General features: G+C 61.0%; 25 protein-coding genes and 2 pseudogenes. 20 read left to right on the forward strand and 7 right to left on the reverse strand.

Annotation, left to right across the window (positions count from 1 at the left end; translation table 11 throughout):
• Window positions 1-95 precede the first annotated feature (95 nt).
• From BJF92_RS09460 to BJF92_RS09470, 3 genes are read left to right on the forward strand one after another with little or no spacing between them, the layout of a single operon-like run.
• Window positions 96-1604, forward strand: a complete 1509-nt coding sequence (locus tag BJF92_RS09460; RefSeq protein WP_075634512.1) for an FGGY-family carbohydrate kinase — start codon at window positions 96-98, stop codon at window positions 1602-1604.
• Window positions 1601-2368 carry an SDR family NAD(P)-dependent oxidoreductase gene (locus BJF92_RS09465; protein ID WP_075634513.1) on the forward strand — a complete coding sequence of 256 codons (768 nt, stop codon included), beginning with the start codon at window positions 1601-1603 and terminating at the stop codon, window positions 2366-2368. The genes BJF92_RS09460 and BJF92_RS09465 overlap by 4 nt, the downstream gene beginning before the upstream one ends.
• A 17-nt stretch (window positions 2369-2385) precedes the next feature.
• The gene (locus BJF92_RS09470; protein ID WP_078057953.1) at window positions 2386-3141 is read left to right on the forward strand and encodes an SDR family NAD(P)-dependent oxidoreductase; all 756 of its coding nucleotides are present in this window, start codon (window positions 2386-2388) and stop codon (window positions 3139-3141) included.
• Between the two features lie 330 nt (window positions 3142-3471).
• Here the strand turns inward: BJF92_RS09470 and BJF92_RS26465 are convergent.
• Window positions 3472-3671: pseudogene (locus BJF92_RS26465) on the reverse strand (hypothetical protein); the annotation flags it as partial.
• Between the two features lie 248 nt (window positions 3672-3919).
• Here BJF92_RS26465 and BJF92_RS09480 point away from each other — a divergent pair.
• The 3 genes from BJF92_RS09480 to BJF92_RS09490 all read left to right on the forward strand — a co-directional run bounded on the left by BJF92_RS09480 (window position 3920) and on the right by BJF92_RS09490 (window position 5775).
• Window positions 3920-4657 (forward strand): helix-turn-helix transcriptional regulator, encoded by a 738-nt coding sequence (locus tag BJF92_RS09480; protein ID WP_075634515.1) that lies wholly within the window; start codon window positions 3920-3922, stop codon window positions 4655-4657.
• Between the two features lie 88 nt (window positions 4658-4745).
• Window positions 4746-5384 carry an acyl-homoserine-lactone synthase gene (locus tag BJF92_RS09485; RefSeq protein WP_075634516.1) on the forward strand — a complete coding sequence of 213 codons (639 nt, stop codon included), beginning with the start codon at window positions 4746-4748 and terminating at the stop codon, window positions 5382-5384.
• A 109-nt stretch (window positions 5385-5493) separates the two neighbouring features.
• On the forward strand, window positions 5494-5775 hold the full coding sequence (locus tag BJF92_RS09490; protein ID WP_075634517.1) for a hypothetical protein: 282 nt from the start codon (window positions 5494-5496) through the stop codon (window positions 5773-5775).
• Here BJF92_RS09490 and BJF92_RS09495 read toward each other — a convergent pair.
• From BJF92_RS09495 to BJF92_RS09520, 6 genes are all read right to left on the reverse strand, one after another.
• Window positions 5772-6263, reverse strand: a complete 492-nt coding sequence (locus tag BJF92_RS09495; protein ID WP_143523984.1) for a hypothetical protein — start codon at window positions 6261-6263, stop codon at window positions 5772-5774. The genes BJF92_RS09490 and BJF92_RS09495 overlap by 4 nt on opposite strands.
• 355 nt (window positions 6264-6618) lie before the next feature.
• Window positions 6619-7167 carry a thermonuclease family protein gene (locus tag BJF92_RS09500; protein ID WP_075634519.1) on the reverse strand — a complete coding sequence of 183 codons (549 nt, stop codon included), beginning with the start codon at window positions 7165-7167 and terminating at the stop codon, window positions 6619-6621.
• 4 nt (window positions 7168-7171) lie between these two features.
• Window positions 7172-7834 (reverse strand): acyltransferase, encoded by a 663-nt coding sequence (locus tag BJF92_RS09505; protein WP_075634520.1) that lies wholly within the window; start codon window positions 7832-7834, stop codon window positions 7172-7174.
• Window positions 7831-8280 carry a hypothetical protein gene (locus BJF92_RS09510; RefSeq protein WP_075634521.1) on the reverse strand — a complete coding sequence of 150 codons (450 nt, stop codon included), beginning with the start codon at window positions 8278-8280 and terminating at the stop codon, window positions 7831-7833. Before BJF92_RS09510 ends, BJF92_RS09505 begins: the two co-directional genes overlap by 4 nt.
• Window positions 8277-8645: a hypothetical protein gene (locus BJF92_RS09515; protein WP_143523985.1), complete on the reverse strand. Its 369-nt coding sequence runs from the start codon at window positions 8643-8645 to the stop codon at window positions 8277-8279. The genes BJF92_RS09510 and BJF92_RS09515 overlap by 4 nt, the downstream gene beginning before the upstream one ends.
• Before the next feature lie 43 nt (window positions 8646-8688).
• On the reverse strand, window positions 8689-9189 hold the full coding sequence (locus tag BJF92_RS09520) for a hypothetical protein (protein ID WP_342585784.1): 501 nt from the start codon (window positions 9187-9189) through the stop codon (window positions 8689-8691).
• Window positions 9190-9313: 124 nt separating this feature from the next.
• Here BJF92_RS09520 and BJF92_RS09525 point away from each other — a divergent pair, with 124 nt between their 5' ends.
• The 14 genes and pseudogenes from BJF92_RS09525 to BJF92_RS09595 form a co-directional block, all read left to right on the forward strand.
• Entirely contained in the window at window positions 9314-9952 is a 639-nt protein-coding gene (locus BJF92_RS09525) for a lytic transglycosylase domain-containing protein (RefSeq protein WP_245294705.1), read from the forward strand.
• Window positions 9953-9966: 14 nt separating this feature from the next.
• Entirely contained in the window at window positions 9967-10311 is a 345-nt protein-coding gene (locus tag BJF92_RS09530) for a TrbC/VirB2 family protein (protein WP_075634524.1), read from the forward strand.
• The gene (locus BJF92_RS09535) at window positions 10311-10604 is read left to right on the forward strand and encodes a VirB3 family type IV secretion system protein (protein ID WP_075634525.1); all 294 of its coding nucleotides are present in this window, start codon (window positions 10311-10313) and stop codon (window positions 10602-10604) included. Before BJF92_RS09530 ends, BJF92_RS09535 begins: the two co-directional genes overlap by 1 nt.
• An 11-nt stretch (window positions 10605-10615) precedes the next feature.
• Entirely contained in the window at window positions 10616-13024 is a 2409-nt protein-coding gene (locus tag BJF92_RS09540; protein ID WP_075634526.1) for a VirB4 family type IV secretion/conjugal transfer ATPase, read from the forward strand.
• Window positions 12946-13674 (forward strand): hypothetical protein, encoded by a 729-nt coding sequence (locus tag BJF92_RS09545; RefSeq protein WP_245294706.1) that lies wholly within the window; start codon window positions 12946-12948, stop codon window positions 13672-13674. The genes BJF92_RS09540 and BJF92_RS09545 overlap by 79 nt, the downstream gene beginning before the upstream one ends.
• Window position 13675: 1 nt before the next feature.
• The gene (locus tag BJF92_RS09550; RefSeq protein WP_245294707.1) at window positions 13676-14419 is read left to right on the forward strand and encodes a type IV secretion system protein; all 744 of its coding nucleotides are present in this window, start codon (window positions 13676-13678) and stop codon (window positions 14417-14419) included.
• A 206-nt stretch (window positions 14420-14625) separates the two neighbouring features.
• Window positions 14626-15624, forward strand: coding sequence for a TrbL/VirB6 family protein (locus BJF92_RS09560; RefSeq protein WP_245294708.1), 999 nt, complete (start codon window positions 14626-14628; stop codon window positions 15622-15624).
• A gap of 19 nt (window positions 15625-15643) precedes the next feature.
• Window positions 15644-16387, forward strand: coding sequence for a VirB8 family type IV secretion system protein (locus BJF92_RS09565; protein WP_075634529.1), 744 nt, complete (start codon window positions 15644-15646; stop codon window positions 16385-16387).
• Complete coding sequence (locus tag BJF92_RS09570; protein ID WP_075634530.1) at window positions 16384-17193, forward strand: TrbG/VirB9 family P-type conjugative transfer protein; 810 nt, start codon at window positions 16384-16386, stop codon at window positions 17191-17193. The genes BJF92_RS09565 and BJF92_RS09570 overlap by 4 nt, the downstream gene beginning before the upstream one ends.
• Entirely contained in the window at window positions 17183-18427 is a 1245-nt protein-coding gene (virB10, locus tag BJF92_RS09575; RefSeq protein WP_075634531.1) for a type IV secretion system protein VirB10, read from the forward strand. The genes BJF92_RS09570 and virB10 overlap by 11 nt, the downstream gene beginning before the upstream one ends.
• A complete protein-coding gene (virB11, locus tag BJF92_RS09580) occupies window positions 18390-19463 on the forward strand; it encodes a P-type DNA transfer ATPase VirB11 (RefSeq protein WP_245294709.1) in 1074 nt (357 codons plus the stop codon). The genes virB10 and virB11 overlap by 38 nt, the downstream gene beginning before the upstream one ends.
• Complete coding sequence (locus BJF92_RS09585) at window positions 19460-21883, forward strand: type IV secretory system conjugative DNA transfer family protein (RefSeq protein WP_075634533.1); 2424 nt, start codon at window positions 19460-19462, stop codon at window positions 21881-21883. The genes virB11 and BJF92_RS09585 overlap by 4 nt, the downstream gene beginning before the upstream one ends.
• Before the next feature lies 1 nt (window position 21884).
• Window positions 21885-22625: a GntR family transcriptional regulator gene (locus tag BJF92_RS09590; protein WP_075634534.1), complete on the forward strand. Its 741-nt coding sequence runs from the start codon at window positions 21885-21887 to the stop codon at window positions 22623-22625.
• A 146-nt stretch (window positions 22626-22771) separates the two neighbouring features.
• Window positions 22772-23206, forward strand: a pseudogene (locus BJF92_RS09595) (IS630 family transposase); the annotation flags it as partial.
• Window positions 23207-23461 lie beyond the last annotated feature (255 nt).

Consider the following 23461-nt stretch of genomic DNA (forward strand, 5'->3'; position numbering starts at 1 on the left):
ATAGAACGTGTCAGGGGTGCCTGATCGCTTGATACGCTCTGGCCTCATGGCATGCGGGCGCCCGGGAGGAGAGACGGGTGCAGGAGGAGAGAGAGATGGGCTATTTTTTGACGGCCGATGGCGGCACGGAGAGCCTTCGCGCGCGCGTCTACGATCTGGACGGACATTGCCTCGGCAGTGTCGCCGTGGCCTATGAGACCAGGTTTTCCGCTGGCGCCAGAGCCGAGCAGGACCCCGAGGATTGGTGGCGCGCCTTCGTCTCTGCCGCCCGGGGGGCAATTGCCGAAGCGCGGGTGGATCCGCAAAATGTCGACGCGATCTGCCTGGCAACCACCAGCTGCACCGTGGTGGCGCTGGATGGCGACGGCAGGGCGCTGCGACCCGCGATCATCTGGATGGATGTTCGGGCCAACTGCGAGGCTGACGCCGTGCTGGCGACCGGCGATGGCGCGTTGATCGCCAATGGCGGGGGGCGGGGTCCTGTTTCGGCCGAATGGATGATCCCCAAGGCGCTATGGATCGCGCGCAACGAACCGGAGATCTTCGAGAAGGCAGCGACCATCTGCGAGTATCAGGATTTCATGACACTGCGGCTGACCGGCGAGCGCGCGGCAAGCCTCAACAACGTGACCTTGCGCTGGCACTACCAGACCGATCGTGGCGGCTGGCCAACGAGCTTGGTCGACGCGCTCGGCCTGTCGGCGCTCTTGCGGAAGTGGCCCGAGCGGATCGTGCCGCCCGGCGGTGTCATTGGAACGCTTTCGGCAAAAGCGGCTGAGGAACTCGGTCTTCCCTCGGCCGTCAAGGTGGTACAGGGCGGCGCCGATGCGCTGATCGGCATGATCGGGCTTGGCGTTGCCAAGCCGGGGCAACTCGCGCTCATCACCGGATCGTCGCATCTGCAGTTCGGCGTGACGGAACAGCCGGTCCATGCTCCCGGTATCTGGGGCACCTATCGCGATTGCGTCTATCCCGATCGCTACATCGTCGAGGGCGGGCAGACCTCTACCGGCTCGATCATCGCTTGGCTCGGCCGGCTGATGAACGGTACGATGGATCTGGCGGAGATGAACCGCAAGGCGGCCGCGCTCGATCCGGGCTGCGACGGGCTTCTGGTGCAGGATCACTTCCAGGGTAACCGCACACCTTATACCGACCCGCTGTCGCGCGGTGCGATTGTCGGGCTGACGCTTGCGCATGAGCCGCATCATATTTTCCGCGCTGTGATGGAGGGGATCGGCTTCGGCACGCGCGCCATTCTCGATGCCATGGCGTCGGCCGGCTATCGCGGCACGGAGATCACCGTGGGCGGAGGCGCCGGCGCATCGGAACTCTGGCTGCAGATCCATGCGGACACTGCCGGCCTGCCGGTCTCGGTTCCCGCCTCGCGCGATGCGCCCTCGGTGGGCGCCGCCGTTCTGGCCGCTCATGGCGCGGGCCATTTCCCATCGATCGATGAGGGCATCGCAGCCATGGTCAAGCCTGGCCGCCGCATCGAGCCGCGCCAGCGAGAGGTTGCGCTCTATGATGAAATCTATCAACGCTATCTCGCGCTCTACCCGGCGCTGAAGGCGGTGGCGAGCGCAGGACGGAGCCCGGCATGAGCGATTCATTTCGTCTCGATGGCAAGATCGCGCTCGTCACCGGCGCGGCGCGCGGCATCGGTCGCGCCATTGCGGAGCGGCTCGCCGACGCAGGCAGCACCGTCATTCTGGCGGACCGCGACGTAAACGAGGCCGAACGCGCCGCGGCGGCCATCCGCAAGACGGGCGGGCGGGCCACCGGTCTGTTGCTCGATGTCACCGACCGGGCAGGTGTGACAGCGGCAGCCGCAGAGCTCCACGCCCGGTTTGGCGCGCTTGACGTGCTGGTCAACAATGCCGGTATCGTGCGCAATGCGCCTGCTGCCGAGATGACGTTCGAGGATTGGCAGGCCGTGATCGATATCGATCTCACCGGCGTCTTCACCTGCGCGCAGATCTTTGGCCGCGCCATGGTGCAGGCCGGGCGCGGCGCCATCGTCAATATCTCCTCCATGTGCGGGGAGATCGTCGTGCAGCCGCAGCCGCAGGCTGCCTATAATGCGGCCAAGGCGGGCGCCAACCTGCTGACCAAGTCGCTGGCGGTCGAATGGGCAGAGGCAGGCGTACGGGTCAACGCGGTTGCGCCGGGCTATATCGCCACCGAACTGACGTTGAGCGGCCGCAGCAACACGGCATGGTTTTCCGCCTGGATGGCTGCGACGCCGATGCGCCGCCTCGGCGAGCCGCGCGAAATCGCCGATGCCGTTCTCTTCCTTGCTTCGCCTGCCGCCAGCTTTGTCACGGGCGCCGTGTTGTCTGTCGATGGCGGCTATACCGCTCTCTGATCTGAGGAGTTTCCCCTATGTCGAATATCCATCGAACCGCACTCGTCACCGGCGCCAGCCGCGGTATCGGTCGCGCCATCGCCGTCGGCCTCGCGCGGCGCGGCTATGATGTTGCCGTCAACGATATCGTCCGCCAGCGTGCGGCGCTTGAGGAGGTCGCGGCCGAGATCGAGGCGCTAGGACAGCGGGCTTTACCGGTCTTTGCCGACGTGAGCAGCAAGAGCGATGTGGTCGCCATGGTGGAAACGGTCGAAAGCGCATTCGGCCATATCGACGTCATCGTCAACAATGCCGGCATTCTGATCTCGGGCAATGTGGCAGGGCTGAAGGAAGACTTCTGGGACAGCGTCATGGACGTGAACGCCAAGGGGACGTTCCTCGTCGTGCAGGCGGCCCTTGCCGGCATGAAGGCGCGCAAATATGGCCGCATCGTCAACATCGCCTCCATCGGCGGCAAGCATGGCGCACCGGAGCAGGCGCATTACTCGGCCTCCAAAGCGGCGGTCATGGGCTTTACCCGCGTGCTGGCGCAGGAGGTAGGCGTGGATGGCATCACGGCCAATTGTGTCTGCCCCGGTATCATCCTCACGGATATGGGCCGGGTCAATCTCGACGATCCCGCAATCCGCAAGGCCTGGCAGGAAAAGACCGCGCTGCGCCGCATCGGCGATCCCGAAGACGTGGTCGGCGCCGTCGCCTTCCTGGCGTCCGATGATGCCGCTTTCATCACCGGACAGACGCTCAATGTCGACGGCGGTATCGTGCTAAGTTGAGGTGAAAGCGCTAGCCGCCAGTGTCATCCTTGTTGGCCTTTGCCAGTATGCCGATGATCTGAGACCTGGGTGTCGCAACTCGCGAATGCTCCAGACCTCCAGGATGTTGGATGGTTCGGCGCTGGCCAAGTTGTATTGGCGGTTGGCTTGAATTGTTAAAGCGTGATCATGAAATCAAGAATTTCGGTTTGCGAGACCAGGTCGAGACATTTTGCGTTCACGCAACCTCTACCGTCGGAATGATCTGGTGGCGCTGTCTTGCTATCTGTACCTTGCAGCGGTTCAGACCTGTAAGTGGGTCACACCTGGTCTTGCGCGAATAAGCCAGCACCCCTTGCGGACTATTTGCTTCCAGCGTCTAACGGAATGTGAACCTGCAACCACGGATTGATCCCGAGCGAACGTAGGAATGTGATACGCACTGTCAATTGAAACAGGTTTCCCGTTCCCGGTGTGTCGAGTGCTGAACGCAGCCAGTGGAAGCGTGTTTGCCCGATCGCCGGATCAATGCCCAGCAGGGCATCCAGACTCAGATTCGGGAGCAGAAGCCGAGGCAGCACGGTCGCTCGAGTTATCCGGAAAAAGCTGCCACACTTACCGGCCTTGTCTCTTCTGGAAAAAGGTAGCTCGCCTCAGGACCCTTAATTTCACGACGTCTGAAAATAACCGTCGCCCGTCTTGGTGCGACAACTGCAAAGATAGATTTTGTCGTTCGCACGGATGCAAATTCAGTCAGTGGTAGTATGTTTGCGGCATTGGTGAATTCAGGATTGATTAAATGCCCGATTTGGAAGATGCCTTTTACCGTGTCGTTGACATCCTCGATGACGAAACCGCATCGCCGGAATCCGTGCCGGACTTGTTGCGGACTGTTTGCTCTCTCTATGGCCTGAACTCGGCAGCCTATTTCGGTGTAAACGTTTCGGAACAGGAACAAGGCGAACCGTATCTCGCGGTGACCTATTCGTCCGAATGGGTCGCTCACTACAGAATCCAAAAGTTTGTCGATATCGATCCGGTCATTCGTGAGGGATTTTCGAGCATGCTGCCGATTGTGTGGAGCGCCTACGACGCGCGAAGCCCCAGGCTGAAGCGCTTCTTCGGGGAAGCGGCGGAATTTGGGGTTGGCAAGCGCGGCCTGACCATACCGATCCGCGGACGAAGCGGTGATCGTGCCTTGTTCACCATCACCAGTGACCAGAACCTTGTCGACTGGAGCGGCTCCCAAAGGCGCTTCGAACGGGATTTTCAGATGCTCGCGTTTCATCTGCATCAGCGCATTCTGAGGGCTCGCGGGGTCGAAAGGCCTGTGCCAAAGCTCGCGCCGCGTGAGTTGGAATGCCTCAAGTGGCGAGCGGCTGGAAAGTGCAACTGGTCGACCGCACAAATCATGGGAATCTCGGCCAAAACCGTCGCGTGCTACCTCGAAACGGCAAGGGTTAAGCTCGATGCGTCGAATACGACGCATGCGGTTGCAAAAGCCATCACCTATAACCTATTTACGATTGCGCATTAAACCCGGGAGATCGACCGGGTTTCCTGCGTTCGATCACGCTAATATTCCTTGTTTTGTAGCAATTTACTACAACCAAGGGTAAACAGATATGCTGCATATCGTTGAAACTCATAACAGACTCTCCTTCTCCTTGCTCGTCGAAGATATGTTTGCGCTCAGGGCACGCGTGTTCAAGGACCGGCTTCAATGGGACGTTCACGTCGAAGATGGCAAGGAGATCGACGTGTTTGACGCCGCGGACCCACTCTATATTCTGTCGGTCAATGACGTGACCGGTCGCCTGGAGGGCAGTGTCAGGCTGTTGCCGACAACAGGGCCCAACATGCTGCGCGACGTTTTCCCAGTCCTCCTGCCCGATGATCTGGTGGTGGAAAGTCCCATCATCTGGGAAAGCTCGCGGTTTTGCGTCGAGCCGGATGCGGCCCGACTGGGAGAGGGGCGTATCCACCGGGTGACGACCGAGCTTCTGTGTGGGCTGGTCGAGGTCGGACTGCGGGCTGGTCTGAGCCACATCGTTTCCGTCTACGACGCTCGCATGGCGCGGATTTTCAAGGCATCGGCCTGCCCGGCGGAAGTCATTGGCACGCCAACGCGCATCGGTCGGGTCATGACCTATGCTGGCCTGTTCGAAATCAGTGAAACGCTCTTACAAAACATTGCAGCGACGCAACCTACCCGCGAGAATGCCGAGCTGCGTGATGACTTGCCAGCGCTGCGCGTCGCATAACGCCTTCCGGCATAATGAGGGGCATGCAGCGCAAGGCATTCGCAATGGAACTTGCGGTCTGCATCCCCTCGGTGTCTTCGAAGAGCGAAGGCCTGACAGGAGATGACGAGTGATTGAATATGTTACCAGCCTGGCGGCCGACGTCCCGTATCGGGGCCTGACGACCTTTGCCGGGCGGGGTTTTGCTCTGGATCAGTTCGCGCTGAGCCACGGATTTCATAGTTTTGCGGAATGGGCGGCTTCAGAGTTTGCGAAAGGCCACTCGATTTCCGGGATCGTCAAATCTGTCGACGACCTTGAGCCTCGGGCCCCACCAGAGCCGGGCATGTGCGCTACAACATTTGGATATGAAGTGTCCATCTTCACGGTTGCGATGACGGACAAATTTTAGACGTCTGTCTTCGGAGCAGAAGGCTCATCTGTCGGTGTGGTAGATTGCTCATCAATCCGGACAATTGGTGAGCCGGTCTGGGCCAGATGCGCGTCGTTGATCGCCTGTAGGGCATCGGGTCGAATCTGGAGGACCTTGCCGGATTTTCCATTGCTGACACCCGCCATCCGGATTCTGGTCAACAAGCCGCGCTCCTCGAGTGAGGTCGCGAGTACAATGATGGGAGAGGTTGGACTACCCGTCATCCGAGCAAGACCGGCCATGGTCGGCTTGCGGCCCGCAGCCGTCTCACTGGCGATCAGTATCATCATCGCGCATTGGCGCATGCGCGTGGATCCGGTGTCCTCAGGGAAACGGGACGCTGTGATCGCGGCGCAAATCTGGAAGACATCCTCGTCAAGGATCACCTGCTGGGCCCTTGCAGGCATCTGGGCTTCCCCGTCTCCTCCTTCGATTGCAGGGAACTCATTCCTGCCAAGATCGAACATGGATAGGCTAGCCATGACGAACTTTCCGAGAAGAATAGGGACCCGTTCGCCAAGTTGGTCCGCCAGAACCTTGATGCGACTGTGGCCCTCACGGGGTAGAATGGTCCGCGAGTCCACCAGGTTCTCACCGAGACTGTCGTTCCACCATTTCCTGCGTTGGTCGGAGGATCGGGTACCTTGCGCCATAGCGTTCCAATATCGTGGCCGTTTCCGATCATTCTTCTAATGGTCAAACGATCACGAAGCTATGTCTAAACGTTGATAAATGGAGACTTTATCGCCCCTGGAGGCGAGGGTCGTGTCGTTTCTCGATATTAGCGCTCGAGATATGGCGTCACGGCTGAAGTAAGCCATCTCACTTCAGTCCAAGCTTCCGGAAATCGGGACGCTGAAACCCCTCGAACGCCCAAAGGCCTTTTTGAGCCTCCTGCGCGAGGATTTCCTGTGCCAGATAGGACGCGTAGACCGGCTGTCCCAAGTCGGTCAGTGCGGCGAAGGCGAAGCCTTGACCAATCATCATCGATCCGAGATCGAGCTCTTGGGTGGCGATGGATGCGGAGCAAGCAACCAGCACCGTCGGCGATGTCGATGCTGTCCTGATCTGTGCGACCGATCTGCATCGCGGTCGGGTGTCCCGCAGGAATGCTGCGAGCATGGCCGCGGCCACCGCGCCGCAGTCTTTCCGCTCGCCAGTTTGGTCCATGTAGACCGAGCCGCGAAGACAGGATTGAACACCGTACAGCCTGAAGACCTTTTCTCCCTGCTGCCAACTGTCGCCCGACAAGACGACCGTCTGCGGCGCGGTCCCGGCAGCCGGGGGTGTCTGCGCCTCAATGCTTGCGGGCATACTGAAGAGCCATATCGCCGCGACGACCGCACTGGCCCTGGATTGATAGCCACGCACGGAGTCAGCCGCCCCTCGGTGTGACGGGCAGGCAGTCGATCCCGTCGTTTGAGCCGGTGATACAGGCCACGCTGTATCCTGCGCCTGAGATCAGATAGGAGCAGACGCTCGTACCCGCGCCGTCGCGGGTGCCGGCGGCGCTGCAATCAAGCGCCGACTGCATGAGATTGTAGAGCTTGCCACCCTTTCCGCATCCGAACTGACAGGCTTTCAGAATGCTGGATTGGGATATGACAGCACAGGTTCCCTTGTAACAGACCTGCTGTCCGATCAGGCTTGTCATCCCAAGTCGATTGACCTTGCTCCATTCATCCTGCTGATACTGGCGCCAGGCGGCAACCTGTGCGGAAGGATCGGCAAGAAATCCCTCTTTTGTTCCCAACCAGTAGTGTTGCAGCGTGCCGCTGTCGCAAAACTGGAATGCCCCATAGCAGCGAACGCCGTTCACAACTGGCGAGACGCTTCTGAACGAGCCTTCGCTGCTTGTCACGTTCGCGGCATATTCCGCGCAGTCCGCCGGCATGCCGGCTGCGATGAGGCTGACGGCAGACTCTCCCGCAAGGGCGAGAGAGGCCACGAGTCCCAAGGCAAGACCGACGTTCGCGCCGAGATCCCGGCGGTTGGGTCGCACATGGGACAGGATGGGTGCGAGACTAAACACGGTCATTGGATCGGCGCCACATCATAGGCGCCGTCGAACAGGTTTCCGTTCTGGTCGAGCTCGCGCGTGAAGAGCTTCTTATAGTTCAGCGACAACGTTGCTGAACCACCGAGGGGGAGCTGTGGATTGGCCATCTCGACGGGCGTGGTTCCCGCTTTGCGCAGCAGAAGAAGTGTCGTACACATCCCCTGCATATTGCAGTCGCCATTGGTTTGCGACAGCAGCCATTCGCCTGCCGGCGTGGTCATGCGGGCCGTATAGATCGAAGGGCTTTGCCCCAACTGGCGAATGAAGGCGAGATCGTCATCCGACCAGACGCCATCGGGATCGTGGCGGGCATCCGGCGTGGTCAGCTTCAGCTCGAAACGATAGCCGTCCTGACCAGTCGACAGGCGCGGGAGAGCGGCGGCCAAGACGACCGCCATCACGATCGCGCTGCGGCGAAGGGTCATCGGCGGCCTCCAATACTGCCGATCGCCTCGCGCACCCGCTCAAAGCGGGCAGCGATGAGATAAGCGACATCTTCGACAAAATAGGCAATTGCCCTTGCCACTCTCCACACGACCAGCAGCGACCGCCGCACCGCCCAAAGAAGGACGCCGCCGGCGCACAGCCAAATCGCGCAAGCGAGGAGGGTATAGAGAGGTGCCGCAACCGGGTTCTGGATCACATCCCTAGCGGCCTGGCACATCCAGCTCCGCCCGGGGTAGAGAATGAAGCAGCCGAATGTGATCCCCAGGAACGAGGCGAAGACGGCCTCTCCCACGGGATCGCGCGGGCGGGGCGGTTCGCAAACAGTGATCGGAGAATGTTTCATGCAAAAGCCCCGATAAAATCTTATATACGATATTATAGACCGTCTACTCGTTCAAGTCGAACCAAAATCTCTTAGGCTTGCCCGACTGCTGGGGGATGTCGAAATAAAAGGGCTGAGCCCTGAGTGGCCGAGGCCGCGTGATCGTTTCCATGCAGCTGTTGTGGTCATAATTGAACCCCTGACCGCAGCGATTGACCTTCTTCATGCAAAGGTCGGGCTCGCGGTTCCAATTATTGTCGCCTCCCTTTGAACTGTAGTCGACCTTGAAGCCTGTCGGACAAGCCTCATAGCGCTCAAATCCGGGGGCTCCCGTCCCGGCGCCAGGGCAAATAGGCCAGGAAAAATGCGGTCGCGCCATGGCTGCGATGAGCTTCGTCATCGGCGGCACACAATAGGGGATCTGATGCCAGGAGGGAGCCGAGGAGGCTGCGCAAAGCAGCACCTGACATCCCCAGTCCGCGTCCTGGGCTTTTGCCGAGGCGATGGGGAATGATGCCGCAAGGAGCGCTGCGGCGGCGAGCAGGGGGAGCTTTAACCTCAACACGATTGCGATTCCCGAAAAGCATCTTTAACCATTGATCACGCATCCTAATATCGTATATAGGTTTTTCAAGTGCAGGTGAACCATGATTGCACGGCCTCTTATCTTCGCTTGGATGGCAATATCGATGGATGTGATTCCCCTCTGGGCGGCCGAAACAGGACAAGCGGGTCAGCCATCGACCTGCGTGGACGCGGCTATGACTGTGGAAGCGGTGCAGGACCTCGTCCGCCAGGAAAGTCAGCGACAAGGCGTCGACGTAAAGCTCGCGCTGGCGGTGGCCGGGCAGGAATCCGGTTTCGGCCAGCGGGTCAACTCGCCTGCCGGTGCGCGCGGGGTCATGCAACTGATGCCGGGGACTGCCGCGCATTACGGCGTTGCCGATACCTGCGATGCGGAGCAGAGCGTGCGCGCAGGTGTGAGCTATCTGAAGGACCTGAGCGTCCGTTTCGGCGGCAACATCTTCCTGATCGTTGCGGCCTACAATGCGGGCGAAGACAGGGTCCTTCGGGCTCGTGGCGTGCCGGCGATTGCCGAGACCGTGAACTATGTCGCGCTCGTGGCGAATGCCTATTTCGGCTTCGACAACGCGCTTCAACGGTCGCAGCGGGTGGCGACACCCGTGACTGCGCCAATGACCGCGGCGACAGGCGTCGATCTTCTGGTGACCGGCTCCGTCGGGCACAGGCCTCTCCCGATCAATCCCAAAACCCCGAGATCCTCCAACCGCGCCTGGATCGGGGGATCGGTTCTGTATGTTGAGTAAACAGGAGTATCTGAATGAAAATCTCTCATTGCATCAAGAAGATCACCGTTTCCAGCCGCAGCCGCCAGGTCGCCGTTCATGGCTTGGCGCTCGCTGTCATTCTGGTCGGCCAGACCGATCTGGCGTTTGCTGCCGGCGATGTGTTCCAGCCGATCCAGTCGGTCTTCACCACGCTGCTCAATTTCATGACGGGGACGTTCGCGACCACAGCCGCCACGATCGCCTGTGCTGCCGTCGGCTATCTCGCGCTCACCTCGCGCATCCCGTGGTCCTGGTGCTTCTCGATCATCGTCGGCATCGCTTTCATCTTCGGCGGATCTCAGCTGGTCGCATCCATGCAGTCGGGGCTCGGCGGCTGATGGCTGAACAGGACAAGCCGCAGGTCGCGCCGCTTGTCGTGGCGCTCACCCGTCCGCGGATGATGTGGGGTATTCCGATCGGCCTGTTTGTCGGGGAGTTGATGGTCGTCGTCATGACCTTCCTCAACACCAAGCAACTCGCCACCTTTCTCCTGTTCCTGCCGCTGCATGCCGCGGCCTACGTCATGACGGTGCGCGATCCACACATGGCCGACGTGGTGCGGCTGCGTTTCGCCAAATGCCCCTGGGTCAGGAACCGGCATTTCTGGGGCGGCAACTCCTACCGCGCCTGAGGATTGAAAGAATGCAGCATGTCGTTCGCAAAGATCTCAAATTTGGCTCGGAAATCGGGCGGGAAAAGCCGGTTTCCCACCATGTCCCTTATCTTCGCCATGTCGATGAGGCGACCCTTCGGACCCGTGACGGCATGCTGGTCTCGGTCGTGCAGCTCGATGGGTTTTGCCATCAGACTGCCGATCAGGCGGTTATCGATGCTGAGGCCGCCAACCGCAACACCTTGCTCCGGGCGCTCTCAGACAGCCGCTTCGCCGTCTATTCGCACATCATACGCCGGCGCATCCCGCCGGCGATCAATGGGTCGTTTTCTCTCGATTTCTGTAAGAAGCTCGACGAGCGTTATATGGAAGTCCTTTCGCAGACCAGAATGTATTCGAACGAGCTCTTTCTGACCGTCATCCGGCGCGGGTTTCAGGGGAAGGTGGGGCTGGCGGATAGCGTGCTCTCGCGGTTTCGCAAGGCCAGCGGCGTGTCGGACCGATCGCTCGATCTCGAAGCGCGCCAAGAGCTGCGCGATCATGTCGCCAACATCGTCAAGGGGATGGAGGGCTACGGCGCCCGTTTGCTGAAGGCCGAGATGCGCGACGGACATGCCGTCTCCGAACCGCTCGAGTTCCTGGCCCGGCTTTTGAACGGCGTCATGCCAGTCAGGATGTTGCTGCCGCGCATGCCGCTCAACGAATATCTGCCCACCCGGCGCATCACCTTCGGCCGCCGCCTCCTGGAAATGCGCGGCAACGGCAAGACAGACACACGCTTTGCCGCCATGCTGTCCGTCCGCGAATACCCCTCTTTTACAGCCGCAGGCATGGCCGATGGCCTCCTCAAGGTTGCCGGGGAGTTTGTACTCACGCAGAGTTTCGCGCTCCAGGACCGTGCCCCGGTGCTTGCCGAGATGGACCTGATCGAGCGCCAGATCAGCGTTTCCGACGAACGCGGCACCAGCCTGGAGAGTGCGATCGCCACCGCGAAGGACGAGTTGGTGAGTGGCCGCGCCGTCATGGGTTACCACCATCTCTCGGTCATGGCGCTCGGCGACAGTATCCGCGAGACCGAAGCCTGCTCCCAGGCGGTCACGAAGGAGCTCCAGAATGCGGGCCTCGTCGTGGTGCGGGAGGACCTCAATGCCGAACCGGTCTTCTGGGCCCAGCTTCCGGGAAATTTCAGCTACATCGCCCGGCGCGCGCTGATTTCCTCCAGAAACTTCTGCGGCATGGCCTCCGGTCATAATTTTGCGCTTGGCCGCCCGACGGGCAATCGCTGGGGTCCGGCGATCGCGCTCCTCCAGACCACGTCGATGACACCCTATTTCTTCAACTTCCACAAAGGGGACGTCGGCAATTTCATCGTGACCGGCCCGACGGGGTCGGGCAAGACGGTCGGACTGCTCTTCCTGCTGTCTCAGGCGATGCGCACCAGCCCACAGCCACGATGTGCGCTGTTCGACAAGGACCGCGGCGGGGAGATCTTCATTCGGGCCTGCGGCGGGCAATACGAGGTCCTCAAGCCCGGCGTACCGACCGGCTTCAATCCCCTGCAGATCGAGGATACGCCGGAAAGCCGGACGTTCCTCTATGATCTCCTGAGCTTCCTTGTGCGACCGCGCAACGACGGCGACAAGCACTCGGCCGAGCAGGATAGAATCCTGACCATGGCGGTGGAGCACATTTTCGGCGTTCCCCGCGCCGAGCGACGGTTTCACGATGTGGTCCATCTGCTGCGCGGTGCGGAAGCTGCCGGTCGGGACGATCTCGCCTCGCGTTTCGAGGTCTGGTGCGACACCCATGGCTGGCTGTTCAACAATCCGATCGACGCGTGGGATGGGGAACGCGGCATCTTCGGTTTCGATCTGACCGCGATCCTTGACGATTCCGATATCCGCACCGCGGCGCTCGGCTACATCTTCTACCGGATCGGCGGCATGCTCGACGGTATCAGGCCGATGATGCTCTTCATCGATGAGGGCTGGAAACTGCTAGGCGACGAGAAGGCCGCCGCGTTTCTGAACGACCAGTTGAAGACGATCCGCAAGAAAAACGGGATCGTCGGGCTCGGAACGCAATCGCCACGTGATATCACCACGGCGAAAATCTCCCACACCCTGCTGGAGCAGAGCCCGACCACGCTCTTCTTTCCCAACCCGAAGGCGGATCGCGAGAGCTATATCGGAGCGTTCGGGCTGTCGGAAACCGAGTTTGACTGGGTCAAGTCGACATCGTCCACCAGCCGCCAGTTCCTCATCAAGCACGATCATGACAGCGTGATCGCGAAGCTCGATCTTTCCGCCCTGCCGGAATTCATCAAGGTCCTGTCGGGTCGTACCGAGACCGTCGCCGAATGCGAGCGGCTGCGCGCCAGGTTCGGCGATGCGCCGGAAGCATGGCTCCCTCACTTTTGCGGTTGGAGGGACGAATGACCCGGCGCCTTCTTTCCGTCGGTCTCGTAACGACGCTTTGCGCGTTCGCCCCTGCGATAGGGTCCGCGCAAGTTCCCGTCAACGATGCGAAAAGGACGGTCAGCGAGACGAACACCGCCATCTGCATGCGCCGCGCGAGAACCTTCAAACAGTCGACCGTCGCACCGACACGCGACATCCGCGCCAGCATGACCGGCAACAACGACGCGGCGCGCATGCCGGGAGTGTCCGGCCAGAATGTTTTCGGCGCGGCCCTGTCCGGCTCGACGATCGGTGGAGATGATTTTGCCGTGCTGATGGGAATCGCCAACACCGTTCAGGCGATCAAGGCAAAAAATGCCGGTCAGGCGATCAGCGCGCTTGCGTCTGTCGCCGCAGCGGTCGCCGCCAATTCGTCATCGCTCTCGACCCAGACGGAGACCGTCGGAGGGGCCAATACGCTGAAGGGCGCTTTCGAACAGAACGGCATCGCGCGCCTGAGCGAGGCGCAGATCTGGAATCAGGCCATTCAGGCCGTTTCGACCACTGTCCAGCTGCGCAATCAGCGCCTTCTCGACGTTACCGCAGCGGCGAGCGCGACAGCAAAAACAGGGGCCTATGATCCGTCGCAGACGACTTTCACAGGGCCAGGAAAACACAAGGGACAATAAGATGATGGAAGCACGAGAGGTGCGAACCGCCACGATCATTTTCTTTCCCATGGCGGTCTTTCTATGTGCAGCATCGGCGCGCGCCCAGGTTCCCGTGATCGACACTGCGACGCTGTCGCAGGCGAAGCAGACGGCCGAGCACACAGCCGAGATCATGAACAGCAACGGTCAGATCCTGCAGACGGTCAACAGGACGCTCGCCGCCGTCACCGGAAGCCGCTCGACGGCCGAGATCGCCGGCGCAGCACTCGGCGGTGGCTTCTCCATGGGCGCCGCGCCGGACTTCTCCTCGTTGATGGCTGGACAGATGGCCTGGGGCCGGCTCGGCGCCTACGGCAATGCCGCGACAAAGATCCTGAACGGGCTCAATCTGGTCAAGACCCTGTCCGGCCAGACGGACAAAGCGAAACTGACCCGCGGCGACAAGTCCTACCAGGCGCTGGTCAACACGGCGACGGCGCTGACCGCGACGATCTCCGGCCTGCAAGCGAGCACACAACAGCGCTCGCAGGCGTTTCAGACTGTGGAAGGACAGATCGGCACGGCGCCCGATATCAAGGGATCGATCGATCAGAACTCGCAGCTCCAGACGCAGACCGCACAGACGGTCAACGAACTGGTCGGCGCGGTCAATGCCGGCAATGCAGCACTCAACGCCCAGCAGATGCAGGAGCTGGCAGCCCAGGCCGCCACGGCTGAGTTCATGGCCTACGACCCCAGCAGGGTCAGCCTGACGGGGGAGTAGGTGCAGGATGCGGCGCTTCCTTTCGATCATCCTGCTCAGCCTTCTGCTGCTGACCGCGTCCGGGTGCGCCGGTCACAAGGAGCTGAAAGCCCCTTGCGCTTCGGAAGAGGCGGCGCGCGTGTCGTTCTCGTCAGCCTATGCCGCCCCGACGCCCTGCGGTCCGCTCATCCGGCAAAACGGCGTCAGCGTCTTCTGAGGAGAAGGTCATGAACGACATCTTCAATGTGCTGCTCGGAAAAGTCGATGCCATGGGCACGTCGGCGGTCCAGAATATGTATCAGGCGCTCGCCAACCATCTGGGGCCGCTGTTTCTGGCCGGTCTGGCCGTCTATGTCGTCTGGTGGGGCTACGAAATGCTGTTCGGCCGGGCGCCGATGACAGCGGGCGCATTCGTCTGGAAGTTCGGGCGCGCCTTCCTCTGCTACAGCATGATTGTTTCCTGGGCGACCTACCAGCCGCTGATCGTGACACCGTTGGTGCAGGCGCCGGACGCGATCGCCACCGTGGTCTGCGAAGCCGCCGGCGGCGAGGGCTGCGGCACGGGCGGCGCCTCGGTCGGGCAGGGGCTTTCCGACATCTGGCATGCCGGCATGCAGGGGGCGTCGTCCATGGTCGCGCAAGGCGGGGTCTTCGGCTGGTTTCTCTACCTTCTGGCCGGCGGCGTTCTGCTGTTCACCCTGATCCTATGCGTGACAGCTGCCGTGATCCTGATCATGGGAAAGATGACCATGTTCGTTCTGTTGGGCATCGGACCGATCGTGATGTGCTGCGCGCTGTTCAACGTCACGTCCGGCGTGGTCGATGGCTGGATCCGTTCCCTTGCCACCTACGCCCTGCTGCCGGTGCTCGTCTACACGGTGCTTGGCCTCATGACGAGCCTGCTCGGCAATACTGTGACCGCGCTGCAGGCGGGAGAGCCGACCCTCAGCACCGTCATGCCGTTCCTCTTCATGTGTGCTGCAACGACGCTCCTCCTGAAGGAGGTCGTTGGACTTGCAGCAGCGATTGCCGGCGGTGGCCCGCGGATCGAGTCCTCGACGAGCCTCGCGCTATTCAATGCCCGGCGTTTCGGAATCGTGGGTGCGCGCGGTGCCTACAAGGGCGGTCGATATGCCCTCGCCAGATTGATGGCAGGAGGGACCGTTACCGACGGAGCGGCGGATCGGGCATTGGTGACATCAGCCGCACTCAACGGCCGACGGTAGTTGCAGGGGAACAGGGTGAATGCAGGCAGGAAATGATATCGCCGCCGTGGGGACGGCGGAACGCGCCAGAACAGACACCAGAATAGATCCGCGCTATTATCAGGAAGGGGAGCGCTGGGAAAAATCGGTCTATCGTTCCGTCGCCGCATCCCGCGCGGTGTGGCGGACGATCGCCGCCCTGCTTGCTGTTGCGCTGATCGCCATGACCGGGCTCCTATGGGCGACGCTTCCGTTACGGACTTTCGATGTCGTCGTGCTCGAGGTCGACAAGACCACCGGTTATGTCGAGGCGAGCCGGCCTCTGAGGGACAGTGGGGACCTGACGCAGAACGAAGCGGTGACGCGCGCCAACATCGTGCGGTTCCTGCGTGCGCGCGAAACCTATGATCCGAAGAGCCTGCGGGACAATTTCGATCTCGCCTCGCTCTATTCCACTGGCAAGACGGCCGACGATCTCGCCAACACCTTCTCGGGCGCCAACCCGAACAATCCCGTCAAGCTCTACGGTGCCGACACGACCGTTTCTGTTGCGGTGAAGAGCATCATCTTCCTGAACGAGCAGACGGCCGCCGTCCGCTTCTCCACCACGCGCACGGGCCGAGGAGCTTCGAGCGAGACCAACCATTGGGTGGCCAACGTTCGGTTCAAATACACCTCCGAACCGATGCGTAACGACTGGCGCTTCGACAATCCGCTTGGCTTCCAGGTCACCGAGTACCGCCGGGATCAGGAAACCGTCACCATCGGGGAGGATGGCCGATGATCCCTTCGATACGCGCCTTGTCGTTTACCTTCGCTGCCCTGGCCGCCCTCCAGCCAGGCGGCGCCCACTCGGAAATCCAGCCGCGCTCTGTCAAGACCGACGAGCGCATCCGTACCGTGCCGTTCCAGCGCGACAATATCGTCTATCTCGCCGGGATGCTGGGCGTATCGACCATGATCGTCTTCAATGAGGACGAGCGCATCGCAACTGTGGCGATGGGCGACACGGTCGGCTGGCAGGCTGTACCGGACCAGTCGAAGCGGTTTCTGTTCATCAAGCCGCTCGAGCCGAACGCGGTGACCAACATGAATGTCGTGACCACGAAGCGGGTCTATACCTTCATGCTGACAGGCGCGCGGCCCGGCAACACCCGGACTGCAGTTATCAAGCTGCGCTTCTCCTATCCGGAGGATGCCGGCAATGCAGCACTCCTGGCTGCGGCCAAGGAACAGGCGGCGACGCCGAACATCAAGGCCGCGCTCGCAGGCCCGGCCGGGCTTAACGTCGACTACGGTTTCAAGGGAGCCGTCGATCATCGTCCGACGGCGGTCTTCGACGATGGAAACAAGACCTTTTTTCAAATCAGCGGCGAGTTGCCGGCGATCTTTGCCGTCAAATCCAATGGCAATGAGACGCTCGTCAATTTTCGGCGCGAGGGGGAGTATATCGTCGTCGACGAGGTGTCGCGGCAATGGACATTGCGCAACGGCGATATCACGACCTGTGTCTTCAACATGAAGAAGATGGTCCAGAAGCCTGTCGTCATAGTCGGCGCCCCTGGTCATGGTGCCTCCCATGAGCGGTGATTTCGAAGAAGAGGCTGGGATTACCGAGACGGTCGCCCGGCCGCGCCGGGGAAGGAATAGCGGGCTCGTGCCCATCCTTCTCGGTTCCGCCGCGCTCTGCGTGCTGGCATACGCCGCCTATGTCTCTTTTGGACATCCACAGTCGCTGGGCGCTGACAAGGAACGCGAGGAATTCAAGACTGCGAGCCGTTCGACCCATCTGCATCTCGACCCGGTTGAACCACCGGACGAGCAGGACAACAAGCTGGTGATCGCGCCGCCGCCTGTCCCGGTCGAGCAGCCGACCGCCCAACCGGTCATCGTCACCGCGCCGCCCGTGGACGATACCGCCGCACGCCTGGCGGCCGAGGAGGCGGAGCGGGCTCGCAAGGCAGAGGAGCTCAGGCAGGCGCGCTTGCGCTCCAGCATGATCGTCGTCGATCAGGGGCAACAGGGCGGCCTGCCGGGCGCCTTCTCCGATCCCTCCTCTCCGCCTGCGACGGGAATGTCGGCCGATGACGATCCGAACCGAAGATTTGCTGCCGTCGTATCGGCGCAGGATGTCGAAACCGTCAGGGCAAATCGCAATGATCGAATCGACGCACTGATCCCGCAAGGCACGATGATCCGAGGGGTGCTGGAGACCGCGATCCAGTCGGATTTACCTGGCATGGTCCGCGCCGTGATCTCCACGGATGTCTATTCCTTCGACGGTCGACGGATCCTGCTGCCCAAGGGGACGATGCTGACGGGGGAATACAAGAGCGGGCTCGCCCGTGGCCAGACGCGTGTCCTGATCATCTGGACCAGAGCCTTGCGGTCTGACGGCACCTCCGTTGCCCTCGGCTCCTACGGGACCGACGACCTCGGCCGATCCGGGCTGAACGGTGCCGTCGACAAACACTTTATCGAGCGCTTCGGCGCGGCGTCGATGCTGAGCCTCGTCGGTGGTGTTTCCTCCTTCATCGCAGGGCTCAACACCGACGGCAGCTCCGCTCCGGGATCCTCGTCGTCGTCGCAGATGGGGGTGAACGCCCAGACTGAGGCTCAGCAGACCGTCTCACAGACCATGGCCGAAATGGCCAACATGGCGCTGAAGGACTCGATCAACATTCCGCCGACGATCCATGTCAACCAGGGCAGGCAGATCATGGTGTTCGTCCGGCGCGACCTCGACTTTTCCGCGCTCTACCCCGATCCCGTCAAGGAGGCCATCCATGAACTCCGCAATGCGCCAGGCAGACCGCGGCGCTGACGTCGTCTCGCTCTGGGATAACCTACCGATCTTCTTCCGTCAGATGGCGCAGCCACTGCGCTTTCTGCTGGAAGATCCCGCCGTCGTCGAAATCATGTGCAACCGTCCAGGCGAAATCTGGGTCGAACGCATGGACTGCGCAAGGATGGTCCGCCACGACGTGCCGTCCCTCGATGAACGGGCAATCCGTTCGCTCGCCCAGATGATTGCCGGCTCGACCCAGCAGAACGTCAATGAAGAGACGCCCTTGTTGTCGGCGGCCATGCCGCACGGAGAACGGTTCCAGGCGGTGCTTGCGCCGGTTGCCGCTTTAGGCGGGGCTTTCGCCATCCGCAAGCAGGTCATTCGCGACATGAGCCTCGACGATTATGTCGAACTCGGCGGGCTCGACTGCGTCAAAGTCATAGGTCCAGGAGCGGTCGATGACGTGCTGTCGGAACTCGACTGTGAGCTGATCGATCGTCTGCGCGATCCGACGCCCAAAGCCCGTCGTGACTGGTTCCGCTTTACGGTCGAGAACCGGGTGACGATGCTGATCGCCGGCGGCACATCGTCTGGAAAGACGACGTTTTTCAATGGTCTTCTCCAGGATGTTCCGGAGTGGGAGCGGCTGATCTCGATCGAGGACACGCGTGAGCTCAGGCCGTCGCAGCCCAACCATCTGGCGCTCGTCGCCTCGAAAGGCGGGCAGGGGAGGGCGAAGACGACGATCCAGGACTGCCTCGAAGCCGCACTTCGCCTTCGGCCGGATCGCATCGTCATGGGCGAGATCCGCGGGGCCGAAGCCTTTTCGTTTCTGCAGGCCGTCAACACCGGCCATCCGGGGTCGATGTCGACGCTCCATGCCGACAATCCGCACGGCGCTTACGAGCGGCTTGCCATGGCGACAATGCAGGCAGGGCTCGGCCTGTCGAAATCAGAGCTTCTGGAGTTCGTGCGGTTCGTGGTCCCGGTTATCGTGCAGGTTCGCCGCGATCCGCTCACCATGAAGCGCAGCGTCAGTGAGATCTATCTCAACAAATGGCCGGGTGCATGAAGCGGTTCGAAAAGATCGCTCTCATCGGCCTCGGACCCTTTGTCGCCGCCGCCGCACTCTTCTGCGCCTGGTCTGCGAACTACGCCGCTGCCAGCTTCTTCCTCCTGAAATCCACGGCAATGTGGAACGCCTTCACCGGCGACGATCTGCTGCTGCCGGTCAAGCAGGCCTGGACCTATCTCGCCAACTCGAACGTCAGACGGCTGATCGTGATCGCATCGATGGCGACCGGCATCGATGCGATCCTCGCGACAATTGGTATCGTCTTGCTTACCTTTCGTCCCTGGGAGGTTCGACCGCCGAAGGATGGATCGCGTTTCGCCACACGCAAGGATCTCGAAGTCGCTGGCCTGCTCGGCGGAGAACCCGGCCGATCCATCCTGCTCGGCACTTTTGGCCGGGGGCGCTCGGCGGTCGATGTGCGCTACAGCGGCGACAGTCATTTCTACGTCAACGGCCCCTCCCGCTCCGGCAAAGGCAGAGGCTTCGTCATGACCAATCTGCTGGAGTTCCAGGGCTCAGTGGTCGTTCTCGATGTGAAGCTGGAAAATTACACGCTAACGGGGCCTGCACGCCTTGCCCTCGCCCAGAAATGTTTCGTGTTCGCGCCCGGCTCCGCAAAATCGCATCGCTGGAACCCGCTCGATTTTGTACGGGCGTGGCCGGAGCGGGCGACCGACCTGCTCAACCTCGCCACAAGCTTGCTGCCGATTGGCGAGAAGGAGGATGCCTATTGGAAGCAGACCGCGCGCGGTTTGATGGCAGCCCTGATCGGGTACGTTATGGAGTCAGAGACGATGGAGGGGCAGCGCAACCTGCGCTGCGTGCTCCGCATGCTATCGACCGGCCTGCCATTCTCCGACCTTCTCAAGCGCATCCTTGCCGAAGAACCCGATTTGAACGACTTCATCCTCGCGGGCTTCCGGCAGCATCTCGGTCGCGATGAGGAGCAACGACCCTCGTTCGAGGGGCATGTCATCACGGCGCTTGCGCCCTTCAACAATCTGCTGATGGCGCAAGCCTGTGCGGCCAGCGACTTCGATATCCGGGAGCTGCGCCGCAAGCCCTTCTCTTTGTTCATCGCCAGTCCCGTATCCGACTTCGGAACGGTCGAACCGCTGATCCGTCTGCTGATCCAGCAGATCCACGACATCATGCTGCGCCAACTGCCAGGACCGGATGAGCAGCACCGTGTCCTGATGATGCTCGACGAATTTTATCAGTTCGAGCGCCTGCCAGAGGTCGTCAAACGCGCACCTCTGGTTGCCGGCTACGGGCTGACCATTGCCTTGATCGCGCAGAACCTGCCGCAGATCGATGAACGCTATGGCACGAAGGCGCGCGATGCCCTGATCGGCAATATGGACGTCAAGCTTTATATCGGCGTCGGAGATGAAGCGACGGCGCGCTTCGTATCTGCCAGCTTGGGCAGGAAATATGAGGAACGCGAGGGGTGGGGCCGCAACAGAGGCGTCCTGACCGCAAAGACCCCATCGCAGGGTCGGTTCGAGCTGGTTCCTCTGTTGGATCCGGATGCGGTTCAACGCCTCGATGACGCGAAGACGATTCTGCAGGTGCGCAGCGGCTATGGCGCGATCCTGAACAAGCTGAACTTTTACAGCGACGACCGCTTTGTGTCCCGGCGGCAAGCGGTCGCACGGTTTTGTAAAGATCTCCGAATTCCTGATCTCACGCCACGATCGGAACGGCCGCTCTTCACACCTCGTCCAGCTGAGCTTGAACCTGCTGGTGAGATCACGGTCCTCCAATCGGATCAAGGCGATGAACACGATGCGGCGGTCGCATCGCGCGCCCGGGACGTGTTTGCCGATCCGGCTCCGTTCATTCATGCATATCACCGGACACTCGAGGCAATCGGGGACGAAGCGATCACCGAACTCCTGCTGCGCCTGCGAACGGCACCCCACACGATCGGGCGCCTGCGCGGGGATCGAAGCCTGTTCGGTCGGAAGGGACGACGGGAGCGGAGAGCAGCCCTCGACGCTGTTTGGCCGTTGCGCGAGGCGATGGTCGCCGCCCGCTGGAACATGGTGCGCCAGCGGCTCGACACAGAGGTGCCATCGTCTGGTCTCTATTTCTCGCGCGGGTCTAGCCCGGCCATTGACACCGACATCGCCGGGGACGCTGTCGAAGCGGATGCGGATGAGGATGAGGACAATCGCCTCGAGCTATCGTTTGAGGATGGTAATCGCATCCTCGGCGCGATTTCCAATCTGGTCAGTGGAGAAATTAGAGACGGCCGCGTGACCGATGCGTCCGCGCTGGCCCGTGCGCTTAATGATATTTGCGTCGGCTTCCATCAGTCGATGACGGACATCACGGAGAACAATCGCCTTGCTTCCCGTGAGGGACAGGCTCCCGAACAGGAGAGGCAAACGATGGAGGCGTGCGCGACGTAGCATGAGTCTGGATTCGCATCATCGGCACACCAGCATGACGCGGCGGTCTCGTCATAGGGCGATTTACGGAAAGTTGAAGGCGGATCTTGTCAGCTGCCGCCTGCGCCCAAGCCAACACCTCTCCATTGCTCGCCTTTCTCTGGCCTTTCGATCGAGCAACACACCTGTTCGCGAGGCGCTGATCCGACTTCACGCGGAGCGGCTGGTTGCGGTCGACACGGAGGGCGGTTTCCGGGTCCGTGATCTTCATCTTGGCGAGATGCGTGACCTGTTGATGTTAGCGCGCTTAATCATTCCTCGCTGTCTTAGCGGGACCAGGCGCGGGTTTCCGTTTGATCGTATCAGTGCTCCTGCTGCCTTGGCGCAAAAATCGAGATATCGGGCATCAAGGGTGCTGCAGGCGCAGTCGGCCGAAACCGCCTTCTTCATCGAGCGAATTTATTCGGGAGTGGCGGAAATGTCGGCCAACGAAGAAATCGCTGCAATTGTTGAGAACATTTGCGATCGCACGCATTTCGTCCGCACACACGATATCCAGGCGATACGCCGGGGAAAATGGCTTGCGGATGAGTTGCACGAAATCGTTGCAGCCCTTAGTCGTGGTGATCACGATGATGCTGCAAGCAGAATTGACCGGTTCTTGCAAATGCAGATTGATCGCCTTCCCGAGGTTTTGCCGAAAGCGCTGGCGGCGATCTTCTTGGCCGAATGTAATTCAACTTGCTCGGATTATGAGCCATAGGCAGCCATCGACGACTTCTCGAGCCAATCGATAATATGCCGCCAGCCGAAGCTGAAGAGCGGTATTACGCCATACTGGACGAAACAGCCATAGCCGCATAACTCAAACCAAATGGCCTCCGGCAAACCCGGCTCGGTTCAGAGCCTCTCATCGCGAAAGTTCCTCACGGTCACTGGAAGACGCTGACCTTTCTGGCCGGTTTGCGCCGCGACAGCATCGTTGCCCCCTTCGTCCTCGATGGCCCCATCAATGGCGTCGCCTTTAAAGCATGGGTCCGGCAATGCCTGGTGCCAACTCTGAAAGCCGGCGATATCGTCATCCTCGACAATCTGGGAAGCCACAAAGGAAAACCGGCCCGAGATGCGATCCGGGATGCCGGCGCGCACCTCTTCTTCCTGCCGCCATACAGTCCCGACCTCAATCCCATCGAGATGATGTTCGCAAAACTCAAGACACTCGTCAGAAAGGCGGATGAAAGAACCGTCGAAACAACATGGAGACGCATCGGAGAACTCCTGAAGGCTTTCAGCCCCCAAGAGTGCTCCAACTACCTCAGACATGCGGGGTACGGTTCAAACTAAAACTGACAGACTCTAGGCGGCTGGTCCTCATGCAGCTACGCGACCATGCGGTAGCGTATCTCGACCTAGCTGTTGGACGCTGACGAAACGAGGAGCGGGCCGAATACACTTACTCTGCGTGAATGTCAGTTTTGTCCAATCAGTCGTCGAAAGCGGACAGGCGGATCACGGCCCCACATGGGACAGCGCGCTGCCAAAAGCGAATGGCCACTTTTGGCGTATTCTTGCCGTCAATGTTGTAGCGGAGTTTTTCGG

Origin of the sequence: Xaviernesmea rhizosphaerae, assembly GCF_001938945.1 — a bacterium.
GTDB classification, from domain to species: Bacteria; Pseudomonadota; Alphaproteobacteria; order Rhizobiales; family Rhizobiaceae; genus Xaviernesmea; species Xaviernesmea rhizosphaerae.

Bases quoted from the DNA above. Each gene is read 5' to 3' on its own strand.
- BJF92_RS09590 (WP_075634534.1), top strand. From the start codon at position 21,885: ATGAGTCTGGATTCGCATCATCGGCACACCAGCATGACGCGGCGGTCT.
- BJF92_RS09545 (WP_245294706.1), top strand. From the start codon at position 12,946: ATGCGAGCGGCTGCGCGCCAGGTTCGGCGATGCGCCGGAAGCATGGCT.
- BJF92_RS09480 (WP_075634515.1), top strand. From the start codon at position 3,920: ATGCCCGATTTGGAAGATGCCTTTTACCGTGTCGTTGACATCCTCGAT.
- BJF92_RS09565 (WP_075634529.1), top strand. From the start codon at position 15,644: ATGCAGGCAGGAAATGATATCGCCGCCGTGGGGACGGCGGAACGCGCC.
- BJF92_RS09465 (WP_075634513.1), top strand. From the start codon at position 1,601: ATGAGCGATTCATTTCGTCTCGATGGCAAGATCGCGCTCGTCACCGGC.
- BJF92_RS09530 (WP_075634524.1), top strand. From the start codon at position 9,967: ATGAAAATCTCTCATTGCATCAAGAAGATCACCGTTTCCAGCCGCAGC.
- BJF92_RS09470 (WP_078057953.1), top strand. From the start codon at position 2,386: ATGTCGAATATCCATCGAACCGCACTCGTCACCGGCGCCAGCCGCGGT.
- BJF92_RS09535 (WP_075634525.1), top strand. From the start codon at position 10,311: ATGGCTGAACAGGACAAGCCGCAGGTCGCGCCGCTTGTCGTGGCGCTC.
- BJF92_RS09570 (WP_075634530.1), top strand. From the start codon at position 16,384: ATGATCCCTTCGATACGCGCCTTGTCGTTTACCTTCGCTGCCCTGGCC.
- BJF92_RS09510 (WP_075634521.1), bottom strand. From the start codon at position 8,280: ATGACCCTTCGCCGCAGCGCGATCGTGATGGCGGTCGTCTTGGCCGCC.
- BJF92_RS09525 (WP_245294705.1), top strand. From the start codon at position 9,314: ATGGATGTGATTCCCCTCTGGGCGGCCGAAACAGGACAAGCGGGTCAG.
- BJF92_RS09460 (WP_075634512.1), top strand. From the start codon at position 96: ATGGGCTATTTTTTGACGGCCGATGGCGGCACGGAGAGCCTTCGCGCG.
- BJF92_RS09515 (WP_143523985.1), bottom strand. From the start codon at position 8,645: ATGAAACATTCTCCGATCACTGTTTGCGAACCGCCCCGCCCGCGCGAT.
- BJF92_RS09540 (WP_075634526.1), top strand. From the start codon at position 10,616: ATGCAGCATGTCGTTCGCAAAGATCTCAAATTTGGCTCGGAAATCGGG.
- BJF92_RS09585 (WP_075634533.1), top strand. From the start codon at position 19,460: ATGAAGCGGTTCGAAAAGATCGCTCTCATCGGCCTCGGACCCTTTGTC.
- BJF92_RS09485 (WP_075634516.1), top strand. From the start codon at position 4,746: ATGCTGCATATCGTTGAAACTCATAACAGACTCTCCTTCTCCTTGCTC.
- virB10 (WP_075634531.1), top strand. From the start codon at position 17,183: ATGAGCGGTGATTTCGAAGAAGAGGCTGGGATTACCGAGACGGTCGCC.
- BJF92_RS09550 (WP_245294707.1), top strand. From the start codon at position 13,676: ATGATGGAAGCACGAGAGGTGCGAACCGCCACGATCATTTTCTTTCCC.
- BJF92_RS09495 (WP_143523984.1), bottom strand. From the start codon at position 6,263: ATGTTCGATCTTGGCAGGAATGAGTTCCCTGCAATCGAAGGAGGAGAC.
- virB11 (WP_245294709.1), top strand. From the start codon at position 18,390: ATGAACTCCGCAATGCGCCAGGCAGACCGCGGCGCTGACGTCGTCTCG.
- BJF92_RS09560 (WP_245294708.1), top strand. From the start codon at position 14,626: ATGAACGACATCTTCAATGTGCTGCTCGGAAAAGTCGATGCCATGGGC.
- BJF92_RS09505 (WP_075634520.1), bottom strand. From the start codon at position 7,834: ATGACCGTGTTTAGTCTCGCACCCATCCTGTCCCATGTGCGACCCAAC.